At 72.3% G+C, this 25,986-nt stretch carries 19 protein-coding genes; 7 read left to right on the forward strand and 12 right to left on the reverse strand.

Annotation, left to right across the window (positions count from 1 at the left end):
* Positions 1 to 26: 26 nt before the first annotated feature.
* Genes KBY19_RS13875 through KBY19_RS13880 form a run of 3 tightly spaced genes read right to left on the reverse strand, consistent with a single transcriptional unit; the run spans position 27 to position 1,558 of the window.
* A complete protein-coding gene (locus KBY19_RS13875; RefSeq protein WP_247690957.1) occupies positions 27 to 443 on the reverse strand; it encodes a DUF3017 domain-containing protein in 417 nt (138 codons plus the stop codon).
* On the reverse strand, positions 440 to 646 hold the full coding sequence (locus tag KBY19_RS36465; RefSeq protein ID WP_247690958.1) for a hypothetical protein: 207 nt from the start codon (positions 644 to 646) through the stop codon (positions 440 to 442). The genes KBY19_RS13875 and KBY19_RS36465 overlap by 4 nt, the downstream gene beginning before the upstream one ends.
* 33 nt (positions 647 to 679) lie before the next feature.
* Positions 680 to 1,558: a bifunctional methylenetetrahydrofolate dehydrogenase/methenyltetrahydrofolate cyclohydrolase gene (locus tag KBY19_RS13880; RefSeq protein WP_099883554.1), complete on the reverse strand. Its 879-nt coding sequence runs from the start codon at positions 1,556 to 1,558 to the stop codon at positions 680 to 682.
* Positions 1,559 to 1,899: 341 nt separating this feature from the next.
* Between KBY19_RS13880 and KBY19_RS13885 the strand changes: the two genes are divergently transcribed.
* The gene (locus KBY19_RS13885) at positions 1,900 to 2,859 is read left to right on the forward strand and encodes a hypothetical protein (RefSeq protein WP_210965867.1); all 960 of its coding nucleotides are present in this window, start codon (positions 1,900 to 1,902) and stop codon (positions 2,857 to 2,859) included.
* A gap of 256 nt (positions 2,860 to 3,115) precedes the next feature.
* Positions 3,116 to 3,769 (forward strand): hypothetical protein, encoded by a 654-nt coding sequence (locus KBY19_RS13890; RefSeq protein ID WP_210965868.1) that lies wholly within the window; start codon positions 3,116 to 3,118, stop codon positions 3,767 to 3,769.
* 194 nt (positions 3,770 to 3,963) lie between these two features.
* On the opposite strand, the gene purH is transcribed toward KBY19_RS13890, so the two are convergent.
* Together purH and purN are read right to left on the reverse strand one after the other, a co-directional pair.
* Positions 3,964 to 5,580 (reverse strand): bifunctional phosphoribosylaminoimidazolecarboxamide formyltransferase/IMP cyclohydrolase, encoded by a 1,617-nt coding sequence (purH, locus tag KBY19_RS13895; protein WP_210965869.1) that lies wholly within the window; start codon positions 5,578 to 5,580, stop codon positions 3,964 to 3,966.
* Positions 5,573 to 6,235 carry a phosphoribosylglycinamide formyltransferase gene (purN, locus tag KBY19_RS13900; protein WP_099883550.1) on the reverse strand — a complete coding sequence of 221 codons (663 nt, stop codon included), beginning with the start codon at positions 6,233 to 6,235 and terminating at the stop codon, positions 5,573 to 5,575. Before purN ends, purH begins: the two co-directional genes overlap by 8 nt.
* Positions 6,236 to 6,483: 248 nt before the next feature.
* Between purN and KBY19_RS13905 the strand changes: the two genes are divergently transcribed.
* A complete protein-coding gene (locus KBY19_RS13905; protein WP_210965870.1) occupies positions 6,484 to 7,488 on the forward strand; it encodes a hypothetical protein in 1,005 nt (334 codons plus the stop codon).
* Positions 7,489 to 7,523: 35 nt separating this feature from the next.
* On the opposite strand, the gene KBY19_RS13910 is transcribed toward KBY19_RS13905, so the two are convergent.
* Complete coding sequence (locus tag KBY19_RS13910) at positions 7,524 to 9,383, reverse strand: DUF6350 family protein (protein ID WP_210965871.1); 1,860 nt, start codon at positions 9,381 to 9,383, stop codon at positions 7,524 to 7,526.
* 76 nt (positions 9,384 to 9,459) lie between these two features.
* Between KBY19_RS13910 and KBY19_RS13915 the strand changes: the two genes are divergently transcribed.
* The gene (locus KBY19_RS13915) at positions 9,460 to 11,391 is read left to right on the forward strand and encodes an RNA polymerase sigma factor (protein WP_210965872.1); all 1,932 of its coding nucleotides are present in this window, start codon (positions 9,460 to 9,462) and stop codon (positions 11,389 to 11,391) included.
* Between the two features lie 174 nt (positions 11,392 to 11,565).
* Here the strand turns inward: KBY19_RS13915 and sucD are convergent, their stop codons facing one another.
* The 5 genes from sucD to KBY19_RS13940 form a co-directional block, all read right to left on the reverse strand.
* Positions 11,566 to 12,450 carry a succinate--CoA ligase subunit alpha gene (gene sucD, locus KBY19_RS13920; RefSeq protein ID WP_099883546.1) on the reverse strand — a complete coding sequence of 295 codons (885 nt, stop codon included), beginning with the start codon at positions 12,448 to 12,450 and terminating at the stop codon, positions 11,566 to 11,568.
* 35 nt (positions 12,451 to 12,485) lie between these two features.
* Positions 12,486 to 13,658 carry an ADP-forming succinate--CoA ligase subunit beta gene (sucC, locus tag KBY19_RS13925; protein ID WP_099883545.1) on the reverse strand — a complete coding sequence of 391 codons (1,173 nt, stop codon included), beginning with the start codon at positions 13,656 to 13,658 and terminating at the stop codon, positions 12,486 to 12,488.
* A gap of 280 nt (positions 13,659 to 13,938) precedes the next feature.
* A complete protein-coding gene (locus tag KBY19_RS13930; protein WP_210965873.1) occupies positions 13,939 to 15,156 on the reverse strand; it encodes a VWA domain-containing protein in 1,218 nt (405 codons plus the stop codon).
* Positions 15,153 to 17,807, reverse strand: a complete 2,655-nt coding sequence (locus KBY19_RS13935; RefSeq protein ID WP_247690959.1) for a DUF5682 family protein — start codon at positions 17,805 to 17,807, stop codon at positions 15,153 to 15,155. The genes KBY19_RS13930 and KBY19_RS13935 overlap by 4 nt, the downstream gene beginning before the upstream one ends.
* Positions 17,804 to 18,925, reverse strand: coding sequence for an AAA family ATPase (locus tag KBY19_RS13940; RefSeq protein ID WP_099886728.1), 1,122 nt, complete (start codon positions 18,923 to 18,925; stop codon positions 17,804 to 17,806). Before KBY19_RS13940 ends, KBY19_RS13935 begins: the two co-directional genes overlap by 4 nt.
* Positions 18,926 to 19,151: 226 nt before the next feature.
* On the opposite strand from KBY19_RS13940, the gene KBY19_RS13945 reads away from it, so the two are divergent.
* Together KBY19_RS13945 and KBY19_RS13950 are read left to right on the forward strand one after the other, a co-directional pair.
* Positions 19,152 to 20,690 (forward strand): SWIM zinc finger domain-containing protein, encoded by a 1,539-nt coding sequence (locus KBY19_RS13945; RefSeq protein ID WP_210965874.1) that lies wholly within the window; start codon positions 19,152 to 19,154, stop codon positions 20,688 to 20,690.
* Between the two features lie 275 nt (positions 20,691 to 20,965).
* Positions 20,966 to 22,594, forward strand: coding sequence for a DUF5691 domain-containing protein (locus tag KBY19_RS13950; RefSeq protein ID WP_307843510.1), 1,629 nt, complete (start codon positions 20,966 to 20,968; stop codon positions 22,592 to 22,594).
* A gap of 131 nt (positions 22,595 to 22,725) precedes the next feature.
* Here KBY19_RS13950 and KBY19_RS13955 read toward each other — a convergent pair whose 3' ends face one another.
* A complete protein-coding gene (locus KBY19_RS13955) occupies positions 22,726 to 23,136 on the reverse strand; it encodes a cobalamin B12-binding domain-containing protein (RefSeq protein WP_185017928.1) in 411 nt (136 codons plus the stop codon).
* Positions 23,137 to 24,037: 901 nt separating this feature from the next.
* Between KBY19_RS13955 and KBY19_RS13960 the strand changes: the two genes are divergently transcribed.
* Positions 24,038 to 25,951, forward strand: a complete 1,914-nt coding sequence (locus tag KBY19_RS13960) for a peptidoglycan DD-metalloendopeptidase family protein (RefSeq protein ID WP_210965875.1) — start codon at positions 24,038 to 24,040, stop codon at positions 25,949 to 25,951.
* Positions 25,952 to 25,986: the final 35 nt, after the last annotated feature.

The raw sequence follows: 25,986 nt of genomic DNA on the forward strand, positions 1-25,986 counted from the left end.
GCGCCCAACGGATGCTGGAGCGCAGGTCAGCGCACTGTGAAGTGCACGATGGTGTCGAGAATCGGCACCGTGAGCCATGGTTCGGGTTGCGCCATCATGGCCAACAGCACGATGACGAGGCCGAGTACGCCATAGGTGATCATGTCGGTGAAGCGTGAGCGCACGGCCAGCATGCCGACCGAGGGCTTCCACCAGCGCAGCACGGCACCGCCCAGCAGCGACAGGCCGATGGTGAGCGTGCCGGCACGGAACTGGAGGACCGTCACCAGCAGTCCGACCAGCACCCCGGCGCAGACCGCCAGCAGCGGCCACTGCCGGTACGGTGCCGGGTGGTGCCCCCCTGTCGCGCGTCCCCCGCCCTCGGGGCGCGCGGTGTCCCGGGTCAGGACCGGAAAACGCCGTGACGCCCTGCGCGCCGGGGCCGCCTCCTGCGCACTGCTCATCCCGGAGTCTCCTTCCGCCTCACCGCCTCCGGCACCACCGGGAGCGGTATCCACGGCACCGTCGGCGGTACCGTCCACACCACCGGCTCCTCCAGCGGCTCCAGCACCGACTGCTGCACCTTCGCGGGCACCGTCCACGTCGCCGCCCCGGTTCCTGTCGCGGTCCCGGCCCTCGCCGCCGCGGTCCGTGCCGGTCCGGTCACCCTCGCCCATGACGGCATTCTCCCTGACCGCGCTCAGCGGGCCGCCGCCTCGGCCGCCCGGTCCCCCGCCGCCTCCGCGGCCTCGACGACGTTCACCAGCAGCTGGGCCCGAGTCATCGGCCCGACACCGCCCGGGTTCGGGGAGATCCAGCCCGCCACCTCAGCCACTCCCGGGTGCACATCGCCCACGATCTTGCCGTTCTCGTCCCGGCTGACGCCGACGTCGAGGACGGCTGCGCCCGGACGCACGTCCTCCGGCTTGATCAGGTGCGGCACCCCGGCCGCGGCGACGACGATGTCCGCCTGCCGCAGCACTCCCGGCAGATCGCGGGTGCCGGTGTGGCACTGCGTCACGGTCGCGTTCTCGCTGCGCCGGGTCAGCAGCAGCGGCAGCGGACGGCCCGCGGTCACACCGCGCCCGACAACCACCACATGGGCGCCGTTGAGCTCGACGCCGTACCGGCGCAGCAGCACGAGCATGCCCTGCGGGGTGCACGGCAGCGGCGCCGGCTTGTTGAGGACCAGACGGCCCAGGTTGGTCGGGTGGAGGCCGTCGGCGTCCTTGGCCGGGTCCATCAGCTCCAGCACCCGGTTGACGTCGATGCCCTTGGGGAGCGGCAGCTGGACGATGTAGCCGGTGCAGGCCGGATCCTCGTTCAGCTCGCGGACGACCGCCTCGATCTCCTCCTGCGACGCGCTCGCGGGCAGCTCGCGCTGGATGGAGTTGATGCCGATCTGCTGGCTGTCGCGGTGCTTGCCCGCGACGTACTTCTGGGAGCCGACGTCCTCGCCGACGAGCAGCGTGCCCAGGCCGGGCGTGATGCCCTTCGCCTTGAGCGCCTCGACACGCGCGGTGAGGTCGGACTTGATCGCGGCGGCGGTGGCCTTGCCATCGAGAATCTGGGCGGTCATACGCCCATCCTCGCGGATCGGGGCCCCTGCTCTCCACTCAGGTGCCGCTCAGTGCCCTTCAGGTGCCGCTCGGCTCCCTTCGGCTGCCGCTCGGCACCCTTCGGACACCGGCCCGGCGCGGTTCCGGTGTCCGTCCGGGAGACAGCGGGTACCGCCCGGCGCGCGGTTCCGCTCGGGCGCGCGCCGGTACGACCGCTGCTGCTGTGCGATCCATTCAGGCTGCTGTGCGAGCCCGTGTCACCCGCGTGGCGTCGCCTTGGCAACGGGACGGCAAAGGTCCGTTCATGTGCCTCTCTGCTACCCCTACGCTCCGTTGTGCACAGGTACGGAGAGTCAGTAGCGTGCCGGGCGTGTTCAGCGTGATCATCGTCCCGGACGGGTGCCGTGGCCCCGAGGAGCAGTACCGGCTGGAGCCGGGCCATACGCTGCGCTTCGGCCGCACGGCACCGGCAGGCAACGGCCTGACCATCTCCCACCCCGCCGTCGCATGTGCGGCCGGCGAGATCACGGCGACCGGTGCCTTCTGGATACTGACCAACTTCAGCAGCGACCAGACCTACATCGTCGAGAATCCCGAGGGCGCGGGGGAGCACATCAGGGTCGCGCCCGGCCGAGCCGATGCGCCGGTCCCCTTCGAATTCGCACGAGTACGCCTGTGCGCGGGCGAGTCGAGACCCGGCTGCGGTTTCGACGTACTGGCACCGCGGCACGACTACCTGACGCCGGCCGACGCACTCGTCGGCGGCAACCCGCTGACCGGCGGCGGACGCGGGGGCGGGGCACGCGGGGGCGGGGCACGGCCGAACAGCTCACCCATGGACGGCTCGCCCAAGGACGGCTCCGCCCTCGGCGGCTCGTTCACCGACGGCTCGCCCGGCGACGGCTCGCCCGGCGACGGAGTACCCGTCGACGGGACATCTGTCGACGGAGCGTCCGGGGCGGCGGACTGGGCTTTCGACCCGTTCCCCCGCCCCTACCCTCTGGACCACACGTGCCACTACTTCCTCGTGCTGGCGGCGCTGTGCGAGGCGAGTCTGCGCGCTGGTGACACGGCACCGGCCGGTGACGCCACCTCGGTTCCGGTGCCCGACGTCGCGGAGCTCACGGAGCGGCTGCGCCCTGTATGGCCCGACGTCTCCCGCGCCGACGTCTCCTGGAACATCGACTATCTGCGGTTGAAGCTGCGGCTGCGTTCACCGGACGGCCCGGAGAACATCCGTGAGGCCCTGGTGCAGTTCGCACTCCGGTTCGATCTCGTGCAGGAAGGACATCTGACCGTACTGGAGGGGCAGTTGGTGTAAGGGCGCGGGCGGCGGCCCCGTCGAGGCGGGCCGCGTGCGGCGGTGACCAGGCGTGGCGAGTACGCCACAGGCGGGAAACCTGGCTGGACAGGCCGACAGTCGGACCATCACCATTGTCAACCGGCGTCGGGCAGTGCAGAGAGGGCCGACGGTGCGGCGCCGGAACCGGGGGAAGCGACATTGCTGAGGGCAGGCCGTGATTCTCCGGAGTCACTCGGCCCCGTCCGCTCCCCAACACCGTCGGAGGAAACAGCTCGTGAGCTACCCCCCGCCCCCCGGCCAGAACCCGAACAACCCCTATGCGGCACCGCCGCAGGGCGCCCCGGGTGCCGCCCCCTACGGCTACCCGCAGCAGGGCGCCGGGCAGCCCGGTTACGGCGGTTACCCGGGCGGTATGCCCGCCTACCCGGGCGGCCCCGGTGGCCATATGCAGCCGATCGTCAAGATGCCCGGACAGGTCATCACGGCGCGGGTGCTGCTGTTCTTCGCCGGGGCGCTGTGGACCCTCACAGCCGCAGGAATGCTGATCGCCGCGCTCTCCGCGAGCGGCGGCTCGGTCGTCCTGCCCGGTGGAGTGGGGCCCGAGGCGGGATCGGCCATGGGTGTTCTGCTGCTGGTGTTCCTGCTGTACGGAGGCATGGCAGCGGTGCACATCGTTCCGGCGTGCCTGTTCGGCAGGGGCCGCTCCGGCACGCGCATCACGGCCATCGTCGCCGGCTCGCTCAACAGTCTGATGCCGGTCATCGGCTTCATCGCCTACTTGTCCTCCGACACCGTCGACAGCAGCGACGGGGCCGAGGCCGTGGGAGCTGCCTTCTTCTACGTCCTCTACCTGGCCATCACCGTGCTGACCGTCATCTTCTGCTCGGGCGGCGCGGCAGGCCGCTGGTTCAACAGGCCGCAGCACTGAGTGCACGCCGCTAGGCGAACGCCACTTGGCGCGCGAGCAATGGGAACGGGCCCCTCCGACGAGGGGCCCGTTCCTTTTGTGCCTTCCGCGCACTGCCATGCGGTGCCGTGCAAGCGCCACGCGGTGCCATGCCGTGGACTCAGTGCCGTGCAGCAGCTGCAGCGGCTGCACGGCCCTGCGTATCGGCTCAGCGCTCAGTGGAAGAAGTGCCGCGTCCCGGTCAGATACATCGTCACGCCCGCCTTGGTGGCGGCCTCCACGACCTGCTCGTCGCGGACCGATCCACCCGGCTGGACGACGGCGCGCACCCCTGCCTCGGCCAGCACCTCCAGACCGTCGGGGAAGGGGAAGAACGCGTCGGAAGCCGCGTAGGCGCCGCGTGCCCGCTCCGCTCCGGCTCGCTGGACTGCGAGGCGGGCCGAGTCGACGCGGTTGACCTGGCCCATGCCGACGCCCACGGTCGCGCGGTCCTTGCCGAGCAGGATCGCGTTGGACTTCACCGCGCGGCAGGCCCGCCAGGCGAAGGCCAGTTCGGCCAGCTCGTCGGCGGACAGCGCCTCCCCCGCCGCCAGGGTCCAGCACGCCGGGTCGTCACCCGCGGCCTGGAAGGCGTCCTTGACCTGCGCGAGCCCGCCGCCGTCGATGGGACGGAACTCGGCCGGTGCGGTCGGCGCCTCGGGACAGCGCAGCACCCGGATGTTCTTCTTCCGGGAGAGGACCTCGATCGCCCCGTCCTCGTAGTCGGGGGCGACGACGACCTCGGTGAAGATCTCCGCGACCTGCTCGGCCATCGCCACGGACACCGGCCGGTTCACGGCGATCACCCCGCCGTACGCGGACAGCGGGTCGCAGGCGTGTGCCTTGCGGTGCGCCTCGGCGACGTCCGCGCCCACCGCGATGCCGCAGGGGTTGGTGTGCTTGATGACGGCGACACACGGCTCGGTGTGGTCGTAGGCGGCGCGGCGCGCGGCATCGGTGTCGACGTAGTTGTTGTACGACATCTCCTTGCCGTGCAGCTGCTCGGCCTCGGCCAGACCACCGCAGCCACCCGTGTAGAGCGCGGCGGGCTGGTGCGGATTCTCGCCGTACCGCAGCACGTTCTTGCGCTCGTAGGTGACCCCGAGGAAGGACGGGAACTGGGAGGCGGCGGACCCGCCCGCGTCCGCTTCCCCGCCTCCGGTCTCGTCCCCTGCGCCGGTCTCGGCGTAAGTGGCGAACCAGCCCGCCACCGCCATGTCGTAGGCAGCGGTGTGCTGGAAGGCCTCGCCCGCCAGCCGCTTGCGGGCCGCCAGGTCGAAGCCGCCGTTCTCGACGGCCTTGAGCACCTCGCCGTAGCGGTCGGGATTGACGACGACCGCCACGGACGGGTGGTTCTTGGCGGCGGCGCGGACCATCGAGGGGCCGCCGATGTCGATCTTCTCCACGCACTCGTCGTCCGAGGCGCCGGAGGCGACGGTCTCCGCGAACGGGTAGAGGTTGACGACGACCAGCTCGAACGGCTCGACACCCAGCTCGCCCAGCTGCTCCCGGTGTGCCTCCAGCCGCTGGTCGGCGAGGATGCCCGCGTGCACGCGCGGGTGCAGCGTCTTGACCCGCCCGTCCAGGCACTCGGGGAAGCCGGTCAGCTCCTCGACAGGGGTGACCGGAACCCCGGCGTCCGCGATCTGCTTCGCCGTCGAACCGGTCGAGACGAGCTGCACCCCGGCGGCGTGCAGCCCCCGTGCCAGCTCGTCGAGCCCCGTCTTGTCGAACACACTGACCAGCGCGCGGCGGATCGGCCGCTTGGCGCCCAGCGCTGCACTCTCACTCATGACCCAGTCGTACCCTTCTCATGTTCGGCCCCTCGAGGGCATAGCCGTGGCGGGCGATGCGCACCACGACCTCGACGAGCAGCCGTCGCTCGACTTCCTTGATCCGCTCGTGCAGAGCGGCACCCTCGTCGGTGTAGTCCTCGTCCAGGACCTCGACCGCGCGCTGCGCGATGACGGGTCCGGTGTCGACGCCGTCGTCGACGAAGTGGACGGTGCACCCGGTCACTTTCGCGCCGTACGCGAGCGCGTCGCGTACGCCGTGGGCGCCGGGAAAACTGGGGAGCAGTGCGGGGTGGGTGTTGAGGAACCGCCCGCCGAAACGCGCCAGGAAGCGACTGCCGACCACCTTCATGAAGCCCGCGGAGACGACCAGGTCCGGCGCGTGCGCCGCGGTGGCCTCGGCGAGCGCGGCGTCCCACTCCTCGCGGCTGTCGTAGTCCTTGACCCTGCACACATAGGTGGGGATCCCGGCCCGCTCGGCCCGCGCCAACCCCTCGACACCGCTCCGGTCGGCCCCGACGACGACGATCTCGTACGGAGTGTCGAGGGCGGGATCGGCCTCGGCGTCGATCAGCGCCTGCAGGTTCGTGCCGGAACCGGACACCAGGACGGCGAGGCGCACGGGGGCGACGGGACGGAAGGACTGCGCGTCCACGACGGGGCTCTCTCTCGCGGGGAGACGGAATTGTGTGGTCGTACAAGTACGTGGACCCGAAGATTCCGGGGAACTCTACGAAGCGTTCGACCGTCGGCAACGATACCGGCACTCGGAACGGCCCCCACGGGACGGGGGCGCATGCGGAAGGTAGCGTCAGGGACACGGTCTCCTTGGGTACCCGCGGGGGCTCGGGGGCCGCAGGGCCGTGGAAGCGACGCGGAAGCGATGAGGAAGACACACACCAGATGACCGACCGACGCCGCCGTGCGGCCGCATCCGACAGCACCTCCCGCGAGGACAACCCCTTCGCGCCACCGCCGGAGGGGCAGCCGGACCAGCCGTGGGAGCCACGGGTGGCCAGGTCGTCGGGGTCCTCGGGGTCGTCCGACGGCGACGGCTCGGGGAACGGGTCGGGGAACGACTCGGGGAACGGGTCGGGCGGCGGGGAGAACGGTGGCTCCGGCTCTTCGGAGGGTGAGCAGCAGCCCTCGGCGTGGGGCAGCCAGTGGAGCAGCAAGCAGCCGGGCCGGCAGGGCGGCGGATTCGGCGGCGGACCGGGCACCTCGGGCGGCGGGAACGGCGGTGGCGGCGGTCCGAGCCGCGGCGGCCAGGGACCCGGCGGTCCGGGCGGTCCGGGCGGTCCCGGCGGTCCGGCCGGTCCCGGTGGGAGCCGCGGTATGCGCTGGGACCCCACCGACCCCCTCCAGCGGCACGCCCGATACTCCCTGCACTCCGGTATCTGGGGGCTCTTCTTCGCACTGCTGAGCGTGCCGCAGGTCGCCCTGCTGCTGGGCGCGCTCTCGCTGTACTGGGGCATCAACGCACTGCGCGGCAAGCTGCCGAAGTCCGCGACGGCGAAGGCGGACAAAAACAGCAAGGGCGGCAAGAGCGGCAAGCGTGGTCGCCGCGGGCCCGCCGCGACCGCGGAGGACGTGGCGGGCACCTCCCGCGGCCCGGAGCGGGACGACACCGCGGGTGCCGGTGCCCGTACCGGGGACGGCAAGGACGGCCGCCCCCCGGTCCCGCTCGCCGTCACCCCGGCGCAGGCGGACAAGGCCAAGCGGACAGCGGCCATCAGCGGGCTGGTCACCGCGGGCCTGACGCTGATGATCGTCGCGGCGACGTTCTCGTTCCAGTTCGTCTACAGCGACTACTACGCCTGCCAGAACGACGCGCTGACCCAGTCCTCCCGCGACGACTGCAAGCGGCACCTCCCCGAGGAGCTGCGGCCGTTCCTGGAAGACCGCTGAGCTCCGCCGACGCCGGCCCGCTCCCTGCGACGCGGCTAGGCGTTGGTGTCAGCCTTGGCGTTGGCCTTGGCGTTGGTGTCAGCGGTGGGGCCGGGGCCGGGTTCCGAGTCGGCGCCTGCGCCTGCTCCTGAGCCGGCGCCGCAGACGGCAGCGAAGCCGCGGCCGGGAACGGAGCCCGCGCCGGGAGCGGATCCGATGTCGGGTGCGGAGCCCGCGTCGGGTGCGGAGCCCGCGTCGGGTGCGGAACCAGCGCCGGGTGCGGAACCAGCGCCGGGTGCGGAGCCAACGTCCGGGGCGGTGTCCGGGGCGTTGTCCGGGTCCGTGGCCGGAGTGCGCTGGTCGTGCGCCCGGTCCGTCTCGATCGGGCCGAACCGCTCGACGTACCACCTGTGATCCCTCGGATCGTCCGGCACGAAGTCGGCCATCAGTCCGCCGGAGGCGGTCTTCATCGCGGACCACCGCTCACGGCGGGCCTCGTCCGTGTGCCAGGCGGCGTCGGGGCCGTGTCCCTCGGCGGCCAGTGCCGCAGCTTCCGCCGCCCGCTCCGCTGCGGCTGCCGCCCTGCGCTCGGTGTGCAGCGTCCACCACCGGACCCACAGCGCGGTCGGCAGGCCGACGACGAGCAGCCAGCCGCATGCCGCGCCACCGGTCTGCCACCAGTAGGGGCCCAGATGCGCGAGCGCGTCGTTGCCGAGGGGTCCACCCGCGCACGCTGTGGACAGTGCCAGGAGGCTGCCGCACAACAGCGCCGCGAGCGGCACGGTGACGACGACGGCGCGCCAGCCCGCCCTGCCGTGAGCTCCCTTTGGCGGGGGTCCGACCGCCACCTCCGAGCGGCCCACCCACCAGCCGCACATCAGACCGCCCAGCAGCGGGACCGTACCCGCCAGGCACCACTGCACGACGCTGCCGGTCCCCTCGTCCGGTACGGCGGACAGCAGCGGGAACGGCGGCAACTGCGGCGCCGAGCTCGTGCCGGCCGGAGCCACGACGCTGCCGGCGCCCAGCGTGAAGCCGGGGCCCAGGCCGTACGACGTCGCCCACAGCATCGCGTTGGGCAGCAGCGCGATCGTGAGCAGCACCACCGCGAACCGGCCGGAGGCACTGTCGGTGAGCTCCGGGAAGACACCGAACACAGCTTGCAGGTTCCAGATGAGGGCGCCCGCGAGCAGCATCGCGCCCCCGGCGCACAGGACGACCGTGGCCGCCCCGCCCGCCTGTACGGCCAGGGCCGCACGATCGCGGGTGACGTGCCGGAGGAGTACCCGAAGGCGAACCCGGGCCGCCTCCGGCAGCCGGGCGAGGAAGGCCGCCCAGCCGGTCGCGACGGACCGTGAGGGATTCCGGGTGCAGTACGCCGCACACAGTCCGGTCACCACGACGACGAACAGGGGCAGGCGCCAGACCGTGCTGACAGGTTCGGCCTCGATCGGGCTGCCGGACGCGTAGGCGACCGCGGCGGCGGCGACGAGGAGATAGCCGCCCGCGACCCAGCCGGCGACGGCGAGCGGCCCGTACGTGTCGTCGTCGTCCGCCGTGAGCCGCGCGTCCAGCCCCTCCCGCGTGGCGCGCCACAGCAGCCACACGGGTACCGCCGTCAGCAGCAACGGGGTCACCCCCACGGGTGCGGATGACCCGGCGAGCGTTTCGTGTCGTACGAGATGCGTGCCGTGCGCAAGCAACCACAGGTCCGCCGCCGTACGCAGGGCGCCTCCGGCTCCGCTGTCGGGGTACGGGGAGACGGTCCACAGCAGCAGGACGACGACCGCGAACACGCCGAGCCCGAGCCCGGCGGCCACGGCGCCGCCCAGCAACCAGCCGCTGGTCAGGGGCAGGGGGCGGGGGTGGCCACGGCCCGAGGACAACGACGGACCGCGGTGCGTCAATTGGCTCACGGCGCCATGCTGCCAAGAACACCCGTTTTGCCCTAGTAGCAGGCATTTTGTCGCTGTGTCGCACAAGCTAAGGGCTATGCATCTTTCCTCCGCCTCCGCCGATGCGGCCGCGAACGCGGCAAAGCGCCATTCCCCGGGAGCCTCCGACGCCCCCTCGACCAAGACCGCTGCGGAAAAGGGCGCGGCGAAGGCGACGCAGACGGTGAATACCGCGAAGACGGTGAACACCGCGAAGATCGCGAAAGCGGCCAAAACAGCGAAGGGTAAGAAGCGGGGAAGGCGGCCGGCCGCGAAGCGGACGAAGAACAGCGCAGAGGCGCAACCGCCGAAGCCGTCGACTCCGCCGACAGAGCCGCTGAAACCGCTGGAACCGACGAAGCAGATGGGCCGGACGGACCAGACGGAACAGGCGGAGCAGTTCGTCGTCGAGGCGTCCGGGGCGCAGGAGACAACACCACAGGCGGCACAAGAGGCGCCGCAGGAGCCTGAGGGGCAGGAGTCGGCGGAGCCGTCGCAGCCTCCGCAGACGACTGATGTGACGACTGATGTGGTGGAGACGCCAGGCTCGGCCGAGCCCACCGATGCAGCAGTCGCAGAAGACGCACAAGACACACAAGAGCCGGCAGAGAAAGTACAGGCAGCGGAAGCACCGGCAGCGGAAGCACCGGCAGCGGAAGCGGAAGCGAAGGCGCCGCTCGCCCCGGACGGAGCAGAGTCCTCGGCGGCCTCCGAAGAACCCCCCGCCCCGGTGGCGGACGGCGACCAGGACGCGAACAGTCAGGACGCGAACAGCCAAGCGACCCTTCCGCCGACGCCGCGCAGCGAGTCGCAGCCGGGGGCCGTCGGTCCGCCACGGGTGTCGGCACCGGCGCCGCGCAGTGAGCCGGAGCCACGGGTCGAGGTGGTGGCGTCGGTACCCGGGCCGGTGGCGGAATTCCTCCGGTCGGCCCGGCAGTCCACGGCGTTGCCGGACGATCCGGTCGCGGCGTTCGACGAGCTGTACCGGCGGCAGGCGCGGGCGCTGACGCGACAGGCGCTGCTGTTGAGCGGTCACCGCCAGGTGGCCGAACGCGCGGTGCGCTGGGCGTTCCACCAGGCGTGGCAGCACTGGCCGAAAGTGCTCGCGGCAACCGATCCGACGCGCACGGTACGGGCCACGGTGTACGAGTACGCGCTCTCGCCCTGGCATCAGTTCCATCCGGGCCGCCGCAGGCCACAGCCGTATCCGATGGCACCCGCCGACCGGGCGGTCCTGGAGGCGTTCCTCGGGCTGCCGCGCAGCTACCGCGCCGCGCTTCTGCTGCACTACGGGCTCGGGCTGACCCTGCCCGAGACGGCGACCGAGGTGGAGTGCAGCACGCAGGCGGCGGCAGGCCGGGTCACACACGGGCGGGCGGCGATGGAGGAGGACTGGCCGCTGCTGGCACGGACGCCGCGACGGCAGCGCGGTGCCGTACTGGCGCGCACGCTGCGCGAGCTGGCCGCCGCGCAACCGGTACGCCCCCTACCGCCCCGGCTGGTAGGGCGCGAAAGTCTCCGTACGACGCGGATGTGGACCCGGGCCTCGATCGGTCTGACAGCCGCGGTGACGGCGGCGACGGTCTTCACGCTGCTGACGACGGAGACCGGAGGCACCCCGTCGGACAAGCCGGTCCGGACCCCGCCGCGGACGTTCGCACCGGTCTCGCTGCCGGGCGGACCGAGCACGGGCGTGGGCACGGGCACGGGCACGGGAACGGGAACGGGAACGAGTATGCGTACGGGGGTGGATGCGGCTGCCGGGACGACCACCGTGGAACGGGGCCCGGGGCGAGGCCCGGACCTGGGGCAGGGCGGGGGCGTGGGGTCGGAAACCACCCGTACGAGTGACGCGGACAAGGCCGGACGCGCCCATCGGAAACCGGCCGGCGGAGCCGGTCACGCCTACCTCCCCCAACTCCGCTCCACCAACGAACGTGTGCACCTGCGCGATTTCCAGCAGCCGCAGAAGTGGGAGCGGAACAGCTGACGGGCCCGCACCCCGGAGGGTGCGGGCCCGTCGAGCAATCAGCCGGGCGAACCGGTGTCGATCCGCCGCGCTGCGCCTATGCGCTGCCGCCGACGCAGCGGCTGCCGTGGCGAGCGCGTCGGCCGTGGCGAGCGCGGCAAGCGCGTCCGGCACAGCCGGTGCGGCGGGCGCGCATCAGGCGCTGAGGCGCTCCCGCGCGAGCCGCGCGGTCTCGGACGGGGTCTTGCCGACCTTCACGCCCGCGGCCTCGAGGGCCTCCTTCTTCGCCTGAGCGGTACCGGAGGAGCCGGAGACGATGGCGCCGGCGTGACCCATGGTCTTGCCCTCCGGAGCGGTGAAGCCCGCGACATAGCCGACAACCGGCTTGGTCACGTTCTCCTTGATGAAGTCGGCCGCGCGCTCCTCCGCGTCACCGCCGATCTCACCGATCATGACGATCAGATCGGTCTCGGGGTCGGCCTCGAACGCCTTGAGGGCGTCGATGTGCGTGGTGCCGATGACCGGGTCACCGCCGATGCCGACGCAGGTCGAGAAGCCGATGTCACGCAGCTCGTACATCATCTGGTACGTCAGCGTGCCCGACTTGGAGACCAGACCGATGCGGCCCGGCTTGGTGATGTCGGACGGGATGATGCCGGCGTTCGACTGGCCGGGGGTGATCAGACCCGGGCAGTTCGGGCCGACGATCCGCGTCTTGTTCCCCTTCTGGGCCGCGTAGTCCCAGAAGTAGGCGGTGTCGTGGACGGCGATGCCCTCGGTGATCACGACGGCGAGGCCGATGCCCGCGTCGACCGCCTCGATGACGGCGTCCTTGGTGAACTTCGGCGGGACGAAGATCACGGTGACGTCGGCGCCGGTGGCCTCCATGGCCTCCTTGACGCCGCCGAAGACGGGCACCTCGGTGCCGTCGAAGTCAACGGTCGTGCCCGCCTTGCGGGGGTTCACACCGCCGACGATGTTGGTGCCGGAGGCCAGCATCCGCTTGGTGTGCTTCTGGCCCTCCGAGCCGGTCATCCCCTGGACGATGACCTTGCTCTCCTTGGTGAGGAAGATAGCCATGGTGTGTCGATGTCCTCGTTCGGTCTCGTCCGGGCTTACTTGGCGGCCAGCTCGGCGGCCTTGTCGGCCGCGCCGTCCATGGTGTCCACCTGCTGCACGAGCGGGTGCGCCGCGTCGGTCAGGATCTTGCGGCCCAGCTCGGCGTTGTTGCCGTCGAGACGGACGACCAGCGGCTTGTTGACGTCCTCGCCCTTGGACTTGAGCAGCTCGAGCGCCTGCACGATGCCGTTGGCGACCGCGTCGCAGGCGGTGATGCCGCCGAAGACATTCACGAAGACCGACTTGACGTCGGGGTCACCGAGAATGATCTCCAGACCGTTGGCCATCACCTCGGCGGAGGCGCCGCCACCGATGTCGAGGAAGTTGGCCGGCTTGACGTTGTTGTGCGCCTCGCCCGCGTACGCGACGACGTCGAGGGTGGACATGACCAGACCCGCGCCGTTGCCGATGATGCCGACCTGGCCGTCCAGCTTGACGTAGTTGAGGTTCTTGGCCTTGGCCGCGGCCTCCAGCGGGTCGGCCGCCGCCTTGTCCTCCAGCGCCTCGTGGTCGGGCTGACGGAAGTCGGCGTTGGCGTCCAGCGACACCTTGCCGTCCAGCGCGATCACCGTGCCGTCGGCGGTCTTGACCAGCGGGTTGACCTCGACGAGGAGCGCGTCCTCCTTGACGAACACATCCCACAGCTTGACCAGCACATTGCTGATCTGGTCGATCAGCTCGGCCGGGAACTTAGCGGCCTCGGCGATCTCACGGGCCTTCGCCTCGGTCACACCCTCGATGGCGTCCACCGGGATCTTGGCCAGCGCCTCCGGCTTGGTGGCCGCGACCTCCTCGATCTCCACGCCGCCCTCGACGGAGGCCATGGCCAGGAAGGTGCGGTTGGTGCGGTCGAGGAGGAAGGAGACGTAGTACTCCTCCTGGATGTCCGCGGTCTGGGCGAGCATCACCTTGTGGACCGTGTGGCCCTTGATGTCCATGCCCAGGATCTGGCCGGCCTTCTCGACCGCGTCCGCCGGGTCGGAGGCCAGCTTGACGCCACCGGCCTTGCCGCGGCCGCCGGTCTTGACCTGCGCCTTGACGACCGCCCGGCCGCCGAGCCGCTCGGTCACCTCGCGCGCCGCCTCAGGTGTCTCGATGACTTCACCGGCCAGCACCGGTACGTCATGCTTGGCGAAGAGATCCCTCGCCTGGTACTCGAACAGGTCCACGCGCGTCCGTCCCCTTAATCAGTGGTCTCGCGGTCGTTGTCAGCGTGGGCGTGCCGCAGGGCCGCGGCGTCCACGGGTCGCGCGGCATGTCCGCCTTGCAGGTTAGCCCTGCGTGCGTGCGCTGCCTAAATCGCACCTCACACATACGCGGTGACAACGGTCACAGCGCGGCCGGTCACTCTCCGGGGAGCCGGTCACGCTCTGAGGAGCCGAACGCTTTCCGAGGTGGGGGTGCCTCGCGTCCCCGCGGGGCACCCCACCCACGCTCGCCGGGCGCGCTCTAGTCCGGAACGGGCAGGGCGCGCTTCTCGATCGCGGCCGCCATCACCTCCGGGAAGTGGTCCGGCGTACAGGCGAACGCGGGAGCACCCAGCGCCGCGAGCGCGGCGGCGTGGTCACGGTCGTAGGAGGGCGCTCCCTCGTCGGAGAGGGCGAGGAGAGTGACGAATTGAACACCTGCCCCCTTCATGGCGGCGACCCGCTTGAGCATCTCCTGCCGTATCCCGCCCTCGTAAAGGTCGCTGATCAGGACGACGACCGTCTCCGCCGGACGGCTGATCCGGGACTGGCAGTAGGCGAGCGCACGGTTGATGTCGGTGCCCCCGCCCAGCTGGGTACCGAAGAGCACATCGACGGGATCGTCCAGGTCGTCGGTCAGATCCACCACGCTGGTGTCGAAGACGACGAGCCGGGTGTCGAGCGTCCGCATCGACGCCAGCACCGCGCCGAAGACGGAGGCGTAGACGACCGAGGACGCCATCGAACCCGACTGGTCGATGCAGAGGATGACGTCCTTCTTGACCGCCTGCGCCGCCCGCCCGTATCCGATCAGCCGCTCCGGAACGATCGTCTTCTGCTCGGGCAGATAGTTCTTGAGATTGGCGCGGATGGTGCGGTCCCAGTCGATGTCCCGGTGCCGGGGACGGTTGACCTTCGCCGAGCGGTCGAGCGCGCCGGTGAGGGTCGAGCGTGTCCGGGAGGCGAGCCGCTTCTCCAACTCCGCGACAACCTTGCGCACCACCGCTCGCGCGGTCTCCCTGCTCGTCTCCGGCATCGCCTTGTTGAGCGACAGCAGGGTGCCGACCAGGTGCACATCCGGCTCGACGGCCTCCAGCATCTCCGGCTCCAGCAACAGCGCGGAGAGCCCCAGCCGGTCTATCGCGTCGCGCTGCATCACCTGCACGACGGAGCTGGGGAAGTAGGTGCGGATGTCGCCCAGCCACCGCGAGACGTGCGGAGCCGAGGCCCCGAGCCCGCCCGAGGCTCCGCCGCCGCTGCCGCCGCCGGCCGGCCCGCCACCGGATCCCCTGCCACCGGGTCCGCCGCCGTAGACGGCCTCCAGCGTGCGGTCCATGCCGCTGTCGGTGGCGCTCAGCGCACAGCCGGTGCCGTCCGCCGCTCCGCCGCCCAGCACCAGCCGCCAGCGCCGCAGCCGCTCGGCCTCCTCGGCACCGACCGCTGTCCCGGTCGCCCCCACGTGGTCCGCGGGAACCGTCATACGCGCGCCACCTCCCCCTCGGTCTCGGCGCTCTCGTGCGCCGGGTCGCTCTCGCCCGTCGGGTCGCTCTTGCGGGTCCGGTCGCTCTTGCGGGTCGGGCTGTCGCCGCTCAGCCGCGACAGCCCGATCAGCAGCCGAACCGTCGGCCGCACGGCGTCCGCCCGGCCGGTGTCCAGTCCGGCCCCGAACCCCGTCAGCGACTCGGCCGGGCCGGCCCCCTGCCGGTCGCCGTCGCCCACCGGCCCGCGCCGCACCAGTTCCCCGAGGGTGCGCCGCACTCCCGTCTCGTACTCCGCGAACGTCCGCCGCAGCAGCGGCAGCACATCGGTGAACGCGTCGCCGGGGACTCCCGTCAGCCAGCGGTCGATGAGCGCGAGCAGCCGTTCGTCATGGACCAGCAGCATCCCGCCGCCCGCGAGGACACCCTCGATCCACGCCGCCGCCTCCGCCGGCGGCGTACCCGGAGACAGCACAAGGCTCATCAGCCGCTCCGCCTCGTCGTCCGCCAGTTCGCCGTCGTCCAGCAGCAGCCGCGCGCAACGGCCGCGCAGCAGACCGGGTATCCGGTCCCGCTCGGCCAGGGTGCGCAGCACCGCCCGCCACCGGCCCAGCAATCCAGCTGCAGCCCGGCCCTCACCGCCCGGCAGCGACCCGGTACCGGGGCCGTCCGGCGCGTCGGCGGAGGCGTCCGGCCCGTCGGCGGAGGCGTCCGGTTCGTCGCGGGCGAGCAGATTCACCGCCTGGTGCGCGGCGTCCAGATGACCGCGCATGTCCCGGGCACCCTCGCCGTCCAGCCCCGCGCAGGCGGGCGGGAGGCCGACGCAGACCCGCTCGGCCATACCCCCGGCGACCTCCGCCAACGCGCCCGCGTCCGTGCCCCGCACATCGCCGTAGCGCAGCGTGCGCACCAGCGCGGGAAGGGCCCGCGCCAGATGTCCGACGTCCGACTCCAGCGCCGCCCGGTCGGCCAGCACCCGCATCACGACGGGCAACGCGTCCGGCAGTTGAGCCAGCAGACACAGCTCGGCAAGGGCCGTCACGTCGGCGAGCGTGGTGCCGCCCGCCTCCGTCGCCTGGGATCTCGCCTTGGCGGTGGCCGCCTCGTACACCGTCGTGCCCCAGATGCCGGCCTCGGCCACCCGCACGGACAGCTCCGGCTCCCAGCGGAGCCGCCAGCTCTCCCGAAAGGTGCCGGTGCTGCCGCTCCGGGAACGGGCGGGCTCGCCCCAGCCGATGCCCAGCAGCCGCAGCCGGTGCAGCAGCCGGCTGCGTGCCGCGTCGGTCTCCTTGCGCAGGTCCAGATCGAGTTCGCGCTCGGCGGCGGCCGGTTTGAGCCGTACGGCACGCTGCTGACGTGCCACATCCCGTTGGAGGGGGACGGCCGGGGCTCCTTCGGGGACCTCGCCCAGTACGTCACCGACCACGAGCTGGTCGAGGATCAGCTCCAGCGGCACGTCCGAGCCCTCGCACAGCACAGCCCGTATCGCATCGGTCGTCTCGGTCAGCCCGGCCAGCGGGCGACCGCGCATCGCGGCCAGCGTCTCAGCCAGTCGCACGGCCTCGATGAGGTGGGCGGAGGAGACCGAGTGGTCCTGCGCCCGCAGCAGTCCGGCCACCTTGGTCATCCACCGCGCCACCGGCCGGTCCGGGGCCGAGAAGAGGTGCCCGTACCAGCCCGGGGAGGCGATCCCGGCGCCGTACCCGGACCGGCGCGCCAGGCGACGGTGCGTCCAGGGCACCCAGGTGATCTCGGTCTTCACCTTGGGCAGCCCCTTGAGCGCCTGCCGGTCGGCAGTCACCGTCGTGGACTCGCCGAGTGCGGGAACATGCCAGGCGCCGCAGACCACGGCCGTCGCCGCGTCCCCGAACTCCTTGCGCGCCTCGCGCAGCCGCAGCCGCATATGGGCCTCCCGGAGGAGATCCCGCTCGTGGCCGCCCTCCCCGTGCACCGCCCGCAGTTCGGCCATGGCCTCACCGAGTGCCGCGAACGGCTCGTAGGGGTCGGCGGGGCGGGTGCCCCGCTCGCCACCCCGGTGTTCGACGGCGTCCTCCCACCAGCGCTCCGGATCGTCGTATCCGGCGGCCTCCGCGAGCGCCGCCAGCGGATCGAGCCGCACTTCGTCCACGCGCTCCCGCCCGGGTGCGGGTTCGATGTCCCCGGCGGCACCACCCCCGTCGGTGCCGCCGGGGACCGTCTTCTCCCCCTCTTCCCGTGACTCTGGCTGTGGCTCTCCCGGTGGCTTCTCCGCCCCTTCTCCCGGTGCCTCCTCCGGCCCGTCGCTCATGGCGAGCGTGTGGGAGGCGGGCAGGTCGATGAAGCGGACCGGGACGCCGCGCCGTACCGCCCAGCGGATCGCCACCCACTCCGGGGAGAACTCCGCCAGCGGCCAGAACGCGGCCTTGCCCGGCTCGTTGACGGCGTGCGCCAGCAGCGCCACCGGCGGGACCATGGCCTCGTCCGCCGCCAGCCCGACCACCGCGTCGCCCTCGGGCGGCCCCTCGATCAGAACCACGCGCGGCTCGTACGCCTCCAACACGGCATCGACCGCGCGGGCCGAGCCGGGGCCGTGATGCCGCACCCCCAGCAACAGCGGACCTGCCGGGCGCTCGCGGACGGGTGGTCCCGCCGCGCCCTCTCGGACAGCCGTCATGCGGACACCTCTCGGCAGGCGCGGTAGAAGTCCTTCCAGCCCTCGCGCTCGCGCACGACAGCCTCGAGATACTCCTGCCACACCACCTGGTCGGAGGAGGGATCGCGGACAACGGCGCCGAGGATCCCGGCGGCCACGTCACCGGCGCGCAGTACTCCGTCGCCGAAGTGCGCCGACAGTGCGAGGCCACCGGTGACGACCGAGATGGCCTCGGCCGTCGAAAGCGTGCCGGAGGGGGACTTGAGCTTGGTGCGGCCGTCGTCGGTGACGCCCTCCCGCAGCTCCCGGAAGACGGTGACCACCCTGCGGATCTCGTCGAACCCCTCGGGTGCGGGCGGCAGATCGAGGGAACGGCCCAGCTGGCCGACCCGGCGGGCCACGATCTCCACCTCCGCCTCGGCCGTCTCGGGCAGCGGCAGCACCACCGTGTTGAAGCGGCGGCGCAGCGCGCTCGACAACTCGTTGACCCCCCGGTCGCGGTCGTTGGCCGTCGCGATCAGGTTGAAGCCGCTGACCGCCTGCACCTCCTCACCCAGCTCGGGGATCGGGAGGGTCTTCTCCGACAGCACGGTGATCAACGTGTCCTGCACATCGGCGGGGATACGGGTCAGTTCCTCGACCCGGGCCGTCATCCCCTCGGCCATCGCGCGCATCACCGGACTCGGCACCAGCGCCTCGCGGCTGGGCCCCTGGGCGAGCAGCTGCGCGTAGTTCCATCCGTAGCGGATCGCCTCTTCCGCGGTGCCCGCCGTGCCCTGGACCAGCAGCGTGGAGTCCCCGCTGACCGCGGCGGCCAGGTGCTCCGACACCCAGGTCTTGGCCGTGCCGGGCACACCGAGCAGCAGCAGGGCCCGGTCGGTGGCCAGTGTGCTGATCGCAACCTCGACGATGCGGCGCGGGCCCACGTACTTGGGCGTGACGACCTTGCCTCCGGGCAGCTCACCGCCGAGCAGATAGGTCGCCACGGCCCATGGGGACAGCCGCCAGCGTGCGGGCCGCGGCCGGTCGTCGACCTCGGCGAGGGCCGTCAGCTCGTCGGCGAAGGCGTCCTCGGCGTGCGGGCGCAGCGCGGTGGCAGGAGCGGCTGCGGCAGCCGGGCCGGATACCGGCTCTTGCACGGACTCGGCGGCCGGGTCTGCGACATGGCTCTCGGTCACAACTCCCCCTCAACGCAGGGCTCTCGTAACGGAAAAAGACAAGGGGATGGCCAGGGAAGGAACCCCCGCGCCGCAGCGCGTCGGCCGATCCGTCAACCACTCTGCACGGCGCCACTGACAATCGCTCCGACCTGCGACGATGGCCGGTCGAGGGACGTTGTCAGTGGCGCCGCCTACCGTTTTCGGCATGGGTGGACAGGCGGTTCGCTGGACGGCGGAGCAGGTAATGGCGCTGGCGCCTGACGACGCGTCACGTCGCGCGGGGAGCAAGCTGTCGGCGCCCGGCCCGTGGACGGAGGCGGGGTCGGACGGCGGCGCGGTATGGGGGCAGTGCAAAGGCAGCGGAAGCAAGCCGTACGAGACGGTGGTGGACCTCGACGGGGGCCAAGGGCCCGGCTACAAGTGCTCGTGCCCCAGCCGGAAGTTCCCGTGCAAGCACGCGGTCGGACTGCTGCTGCTCTGGGCGGGCGACGAGGCAGCCGTCGCGGAGGGGAGCGACCCTCCGGAGTGGGCCGACGGCTGGCTGAGTGGCCGCAGACAGCGCGCGAACAAGAAGGCGGCCGGCAGCAGTGCGGGAACGGGCGGTGCGGACGGTACGGGCGGCGAGCCGGGTGCGGCGCGCAGCGCGGGAGAGGGGGCGACCGCAGGCGAGACGGCGCGTGGTGGAGAGGAGGACGCCCGGCAACGGGCCGAGGCCGCGCGCCGCCGGGCCGAGCAGCGCGCCGCGCGGATCACGGCGGGCGCCGAGGAGTTGGAGCACCGGCTGACCGATCTGCTGCGGGGCGGCCTCGCGGGTGCGGAGCAGTCGGGGTACGCGCCGTGGGAGGAGATGGCGGCCCGCATGGTCGACGCCCAGGCTCCCGGGTTGGCAACCCGGATACGCGAGCTGGGCACCGTCCCCGGGTCCGGAGAGGGCTGGCCCGAGCGGCTGCTGGCGGAGTGCGCGCTGCTCCACCTGCTGACCCGCGGCTGGATGAGAGCCGACGAACTGCCGCCCCCGCTCGCCGAAACCGTCAGATCGCGCGTCGGCCTGACGGTGGAGGCAGCCGAACTGCTGGCGGACGAGCAGGCCTTGATACGGGACGAGTGGCTGGTGCTGGCGCAGCGGGACAGCGACGAGGGGCGCTTGACGGTACGCCGCATCTGGCTGCACGGCCGCACCACAGGACGGGACGCCCTGTTGCTCTCCTACGGCGCGGGCGGGCGCGCTCCGGAACTGGCGCTGCCGGTGGGCGCGGCCCTGGACGCGGAGCTGGCCTACTACCCGGGGGCCGGCCCGCTGCGCGCCGCCCTCGGGGAGCGGCACGGAGCTCCGCTCCCCGGCTTCGTGCCACCGGGCGCGGGCATCCAGCAGGCCTTGGACGCCTACTCGGAAGCCCTGCGCGGCGACCCTTGGCTGGAGGGGTGGCCGTGCGTGCTGCGAGAGGTGGTGCCCGTTCCACCGCCCGGCTCCGGCCCGGCAGGCGGCGGTACGGGTCCGCAGCGCGGCGACGGAGGGGGCGCCGCGGTCCGGCAGGGAAGAGGCGGCGGCAGCCAGGACGGCTGGCAACTCGCGGCTGCCGGCGAGGAGATCGCCCTGCCGGTGGCGCCGGGCACCAGCGTCGCAGCGTTGTGGAGATTGCTGGCGATCTCCGCGGACGGGCCGGTCACGGTCTTCGGCGAATGCGGCCACCGCGGCTTCGCCCCGCACACGGCCTGGAGCGAGGGCAAGCCCATCCCCTTGTGACTGCGGGGGGTGAAGCAAAGGCGGACGGTCCACAGGCGGAACGGCGAGCGGCGATGGAAGAGGCTGATGTGACGGTTGAGACGGAAGCGGGACGGCGCATACGCGAGAGCGAGCCGTCGGCCGGCGACGCGCAGGAGCAGCACGGCGGAGCCGACAGCACAGTCCGCGGCCCGAAGGGCAAGGCGCAGACGCGGGCCGCCGGGTCACGGACAAGGGCGGCGGCAGTCCCGGAGCCGGAGTCCGGGGCAGCGCGTGCCGGGGACTGGGGGGAGCTGGTGACCGCCGCGCTGCTGGGGTCCGAGCGGCGGCGCCCACCGGGCGGAAGCGTGACGACCCTCTTGGACACGGCGGCCACCGAAACCGTCCGTCGCCGGGCGGGTGCGCGGCCCGCCGTGTCCCGGCAGCGGCCCGAACCCGCCCCGGCGGACGAGCGGGAGCCGCTGCCCAGCGCGGCCGAGCGGCGGCTGGCGACGCTGCTCGCCGACCGGGCGCTGAGCGGGTCGAGTCCGGCCGGGGCGGCGGCCGGGCGGCGCGGTTCGGGTCCGGACCTGGGTGAGCTGCTGCCACAGTGGCTCGCGGAGGCGAACACCCAGGGCTATCGCGCGCCTGCCGCGCTGCTGCCCGCACTGCTGGACGCCGCGCGCGCCCGTACCGATCTACGGGCCGAGACACTGGCGTTCGCCGGCCCGCGGGCGCTGTGGCTGGCGCGGCACAACGCCGACTGGAAGTTCGCGCTGCGCGACGGCGTCCGGCACCAGGTCCCCGACGAACATCCCCAGGAGACGGAACGACTGTGGCAGGAGGGCCTGTTCGCCGAGCGGGTGGCGCTGCTGACGACTGTTCGACAGCGCGATCCTCAGGCGGCGCCGGCGCTGTTGAGCTCCACCTGGCAGACCGAGCGGGCCGAGGACAGACTGATGTTCCTCGACTCACTGCGCCTGGGTCTCGGCCCCGCCGACGAGCCGTTCCTGGAGCGGGCGCTGACCGACCGCAGCCGCACCGTGCGGGCGACCGCCGCCGAACTGCTGGCGACATTGCCGGGCTCCGCACTGGCCGCCCGGATGGCGAAGCGCGCCCGCAGCTGCGTGGCGCTGGACCGGAAGGGCGGTGCGGGTCCCACCCCGCCGCAGTCCTCCGGCCACCGCCGGGAGTCGCCTCCGGCAGCGGGCATCGTGGTGGAGGCTCCGCACGCGTGCGACGCCGACATGCAGCGCGACGGTGTGGTGGCCAAACCGCCGACAGGGCGCGGGGAGCGGGCCTGGTGGCTGGTGCAGCTGGTGGAGGCGACGCCGCTGAAGGTGTGGAGCGAACAGCTGGGCGGGCTGACGCCCGCACAGATCGTGGCGCTGCCGGTCGCCGACGGCTGGCGCGACGATCTGCACGCGGCGTGGTGCGGTGCGACGGTGCGGCAGCGGAACGCGGCGTGGGCGCGCGCCCTCATCGGGGAGCCCACCGAGCCGTTCTCCGAGGGGCCCGGCGATCCGGCCAAGCTGCTCGCGGTGCTGCCCGAGGAGGAGCGTGGCGAGTGGGCCGCACGCTTCATAGCGGCGCACGGGCTCTCGGAGGCGTTCCGCATCCTGGGGGTGTGCGGCGTGCCGTGGTCGCTGCCGCTGGGGCGGGCGGTGGTGGACGCCCTGGAGATCGCCCGGGACGCGGGAAGCTACCCGTGGAGCTTCAGCGGGGTGATGGGGCTGGCCGAGCGCTGTCTGGACCCGGCCGACGCGGAGCGGCTCGCCCCGCTCGCGGCTGTGCCGGACGAGAAGGAGGGCGAGTCACCGGGAGCCGGGGCTTACTGGGCGGAGTCGTTCCAGCGGCTCGTCGCCACCCTGCGGCTGCGCTGCGCGATGCTCGCGGAGCTGAGGGAGGGCCGGCGGGAGGAGATGCCGGAGCCCAGGGAGGGATGACCCCGCACTGCACGGGGCCGACCGGCCAGCAACGCCGCACCGGCACCGCGACACCGCACCCCATGCTGACGGCTGACGGCTGACGGCTGACGGACAACAACGGGCGACGGTGACGGGCGACGGGTGGGGGTTCAGGCTGCGACCGGGCCCACGTGGGTGCGGATCCAGTCGACGACCTCGCTGGTGGTGGCGCCGGGGGTGAAGATCTCGGCGACACCCTGTTCCTTCAGCGGGGGGATGTCCGCCTCGGGGATGATCCCGCCGCCGAAGACCTTGATGTCGGTGGCGTCCCGCTCGCGCAGCAGCTCCAGCACCCGCGCGAAGAGGGTGTTGTGTGCGCCGGAGAGGATGGACAGGCCGATGGCGTCCGCGTCCTCCTGGATGGCGGTGTCCACGACCTGCTCGGGGGTCTGGTGCAGCCCGGTGTAGATGACCTCCATACCGGCGTCGCGCAGGGCTCGGGCGATGACCTTGGCGCCTCGGTCATGGCCGTCGAGGCCCGGCTTGGCGACCACCACGCGGATCGGACCGGTCACATCCATCACTGCCTCCCTCTAGGACGACCTCCCGGCCGGACGGGCCACGGGGTGTGAACGCACGTTATCTCCAGCATCCCGCACCCGTCCCCTTCCGGGCTCGCAACCGAGGGGGAAATCACACGCGGGGCCCCGGATCCGGCGCCGGACCAGACCGGAGGCGGACCAGACCGGAGGCGGCCCAGACCGGGGCCGGCCAGACCGGGGCCGGCCAGACCGGGGCCGGCCGGGCCGAGGGCGGCCCCGGGACGGGCCGGGACCAGCGCCGCACGCGTCGGGTGACGCGCGCGAGCCAATTCTCGTCCGCAGCGCCCACGACGTGGCGCGCGTCCTGGATGCTCCCGCGCGCGCCACGTCGGCGCCCGGGGTCCGCGCGCCCCTCGCTGTGCGCCGGACGCGCCCCGGCTCCAGAACGGCCGGGACGCGGGCCGACCGACGGCGCCGGTCGGCCGCCAGTGCCGGCCGACCGTAAGCGTATTGCGCCGCCTTCATCGATTTCCCGAAGCGTCGAGGCGTTGGAGCCTTGATCAATTACGCCGGAAACGGACCGGCTCGACCATTCCGACCTGCGGGTATCGGCGGCCCATGAGAGCGGTGTCGGGCATATGGCGCCGACGGGGTGATTCGGTGTTCGTGCCCGCATCCGTGGGGAGTTGGAACCGGACCGGGTGCCGGGAACGTGCTCACCGCCCCCGGCACCGGGACGACGGACAGGGCCATCCGAGAGACTCACTCTTTCGAACGAATTTCGAACTCAACCTCTGCTACCAGTCCGTAGTCCGCCGAAAGGCGGCCGATTGCCCTTTTCCTGCGGCGCTAAAACCTCCCGTAGATTGTCGCCGTCGCATACCGCCGGGTACAGTCACCGCACTGCTCCGCCCCTGTCGCCGAGGCGAAAGAGAAGTTGGTGGTGAACGACCGTCATCCGTCGGGAGTCCCGAGTCCCGACGACCCCGGTTCCGGCTTCTCGTACGGCACCTACGACGCGGGCTACGCACAGCCCGCGTACGGCGCTTACAGCGAGGACGCCTACCAGGCCGGCTCGCACGACGGGTATTCCACCGGCACCTATGACACGTCCGGTGGCTCCTACGCCGTCGGCTCAGGCACGTCCTACGGTGACGACGATCCCCTTTTCGGCACCCTTCCCGGGACCGACACCGGCAGCTATCCGACCGCGTCGTGGGAGGCCGGCACCGCCTGGGGGACGGGGAGTTACAGCCCCGACCCCATGGCCACCGGGCACATCCCGGCGCAAGCGGGCACCGAGCAGACCGACGGCGGCCTCTCCGCGCCGGGGTTCGGCGCAGGACACCTCAGTGCCGACGACGGCACCGGCCAGTGGACCTTCGGGGTGCAGGAAACCGGCGGCTGGGACACGACTACCTGGGGCACCGGCGGCTGGGACGCGGCCGGTACTCAGACCGGTGGTTGGACGACCGACGGCCAGGGCACGGCCTACGGCTACGAGACCCACGACGGCTACACCGGTTACGAGCACGCCGCCTACGAAGGACAGGGCGCCTACGACGGACAGGCGGTCTATGACGGGCAGGGCGCCTACGAAGGGCAGGGCGCCGACGGGCAGGCCGCGTACGACGGTTACGACTCGCAACCCGGCAGCCACGCGGGCCACTCCGCCCCCGCCGACCATTCCGGCCACGGCAACTACGAGGCGCACGAGAGCGACGCCTACGAGGCCTACGAGAGCTACGAGACCTACAACGGTTACGGCGGTCCGGGCGGTCACGAGCAGCCGGGCGGTCACGGTCTGCCGGGTTACGGCGGCGGCGAAGAGAGCGCCTACGGCGCGGAGGCGGGATACGGGCCGGGCGCCGCACAGTTCGAACCCGACCACCACGGCTTCACCGCTCCCGACCAGGGCCAGGACTCCACCGCCCAGTGGGACTTCTCCGCAGTCGCCCAGCACGAGCACGGGCACGAGCAGGCCGATGAGTCGTCGTACGAGCACGGTTTCGCCCCCGGGCCGGACGACGGTTTCGCCCCCGGGCCGGACGACGAGTGGGACGGTCACGACGACACCGCCGCACCACCCGCCGCGCTCGGCACCGTCGGCGGCCCGCACGGCCGCGGGCGCCGCCGCTCCCCCAAACCCCGGCGCCGGGCGTTGATGACCGTGGCCGTTCCGTCCGTCGCCGTCATGGGTGTCGCGGGAGCCGCGGCGGCCAGTGTGATGGGCGACGACAGCAAGGACAGCACCACGGTCGCCGCGCCGGACGCCGCACCCGTCAAACCGTCGAGCGCCAACAGCAAGCTGGACACCCAGCTCCAGGGGCTCTCCGCGGACGCCGACGACTTCGCCGACCGCGCCAGCCGTACCCAGGAGCGCATCGACCTCAAGCAGCGCCAGGAGGCCGAGAAGGAGCGCAAGGCGAAGGAGGCGGCGCGCAAGGAGGCCATGCGCCCCAAGTTCGCGATCCCGGTCAAGGACCACTCCCTCAGCGCGCGCTACGGCCAGGCAGGCGTCAACTGGATGTCGATCCACACCGGTATCGACTTCCCGGTCAGTTACGGCACCCCCGTCATGGCCGCCACCGACGGCGTCGTCTCCACGAAGCACGACGTGGCGTACGGGAACATGGCCGTCGTGACGGCGAAGGACGGCACCGAGACCTGGTACTGCCATCTGAGCAGCAACAAGATCCGCTCGGGCGAGGTGAAGGCGGGCGACGTGATCGCCTACTCCGGCAACTCCGGCAACTCCACGGGCCCGCATCTGCACTTCGAGGTGCACCCGGGCGGCGGCTCGGCGGTGGACCCCATTCCGTGGCTCCAGAGCAAGGGCCTCAACATCAGCTGAAGCCGGCTGAAATCAGCTGAGGGTCGTCGGAGGGC

Source organism: Streptomyces sp. B15 (genome assembly GCF_018070605.1).
Lineage (GTDB): Bacteria > Actinomycetota > Actinomycetes > Streptomycetales > Streptomycetaceae > Streptomyces > Streptomyces smyrnaeus.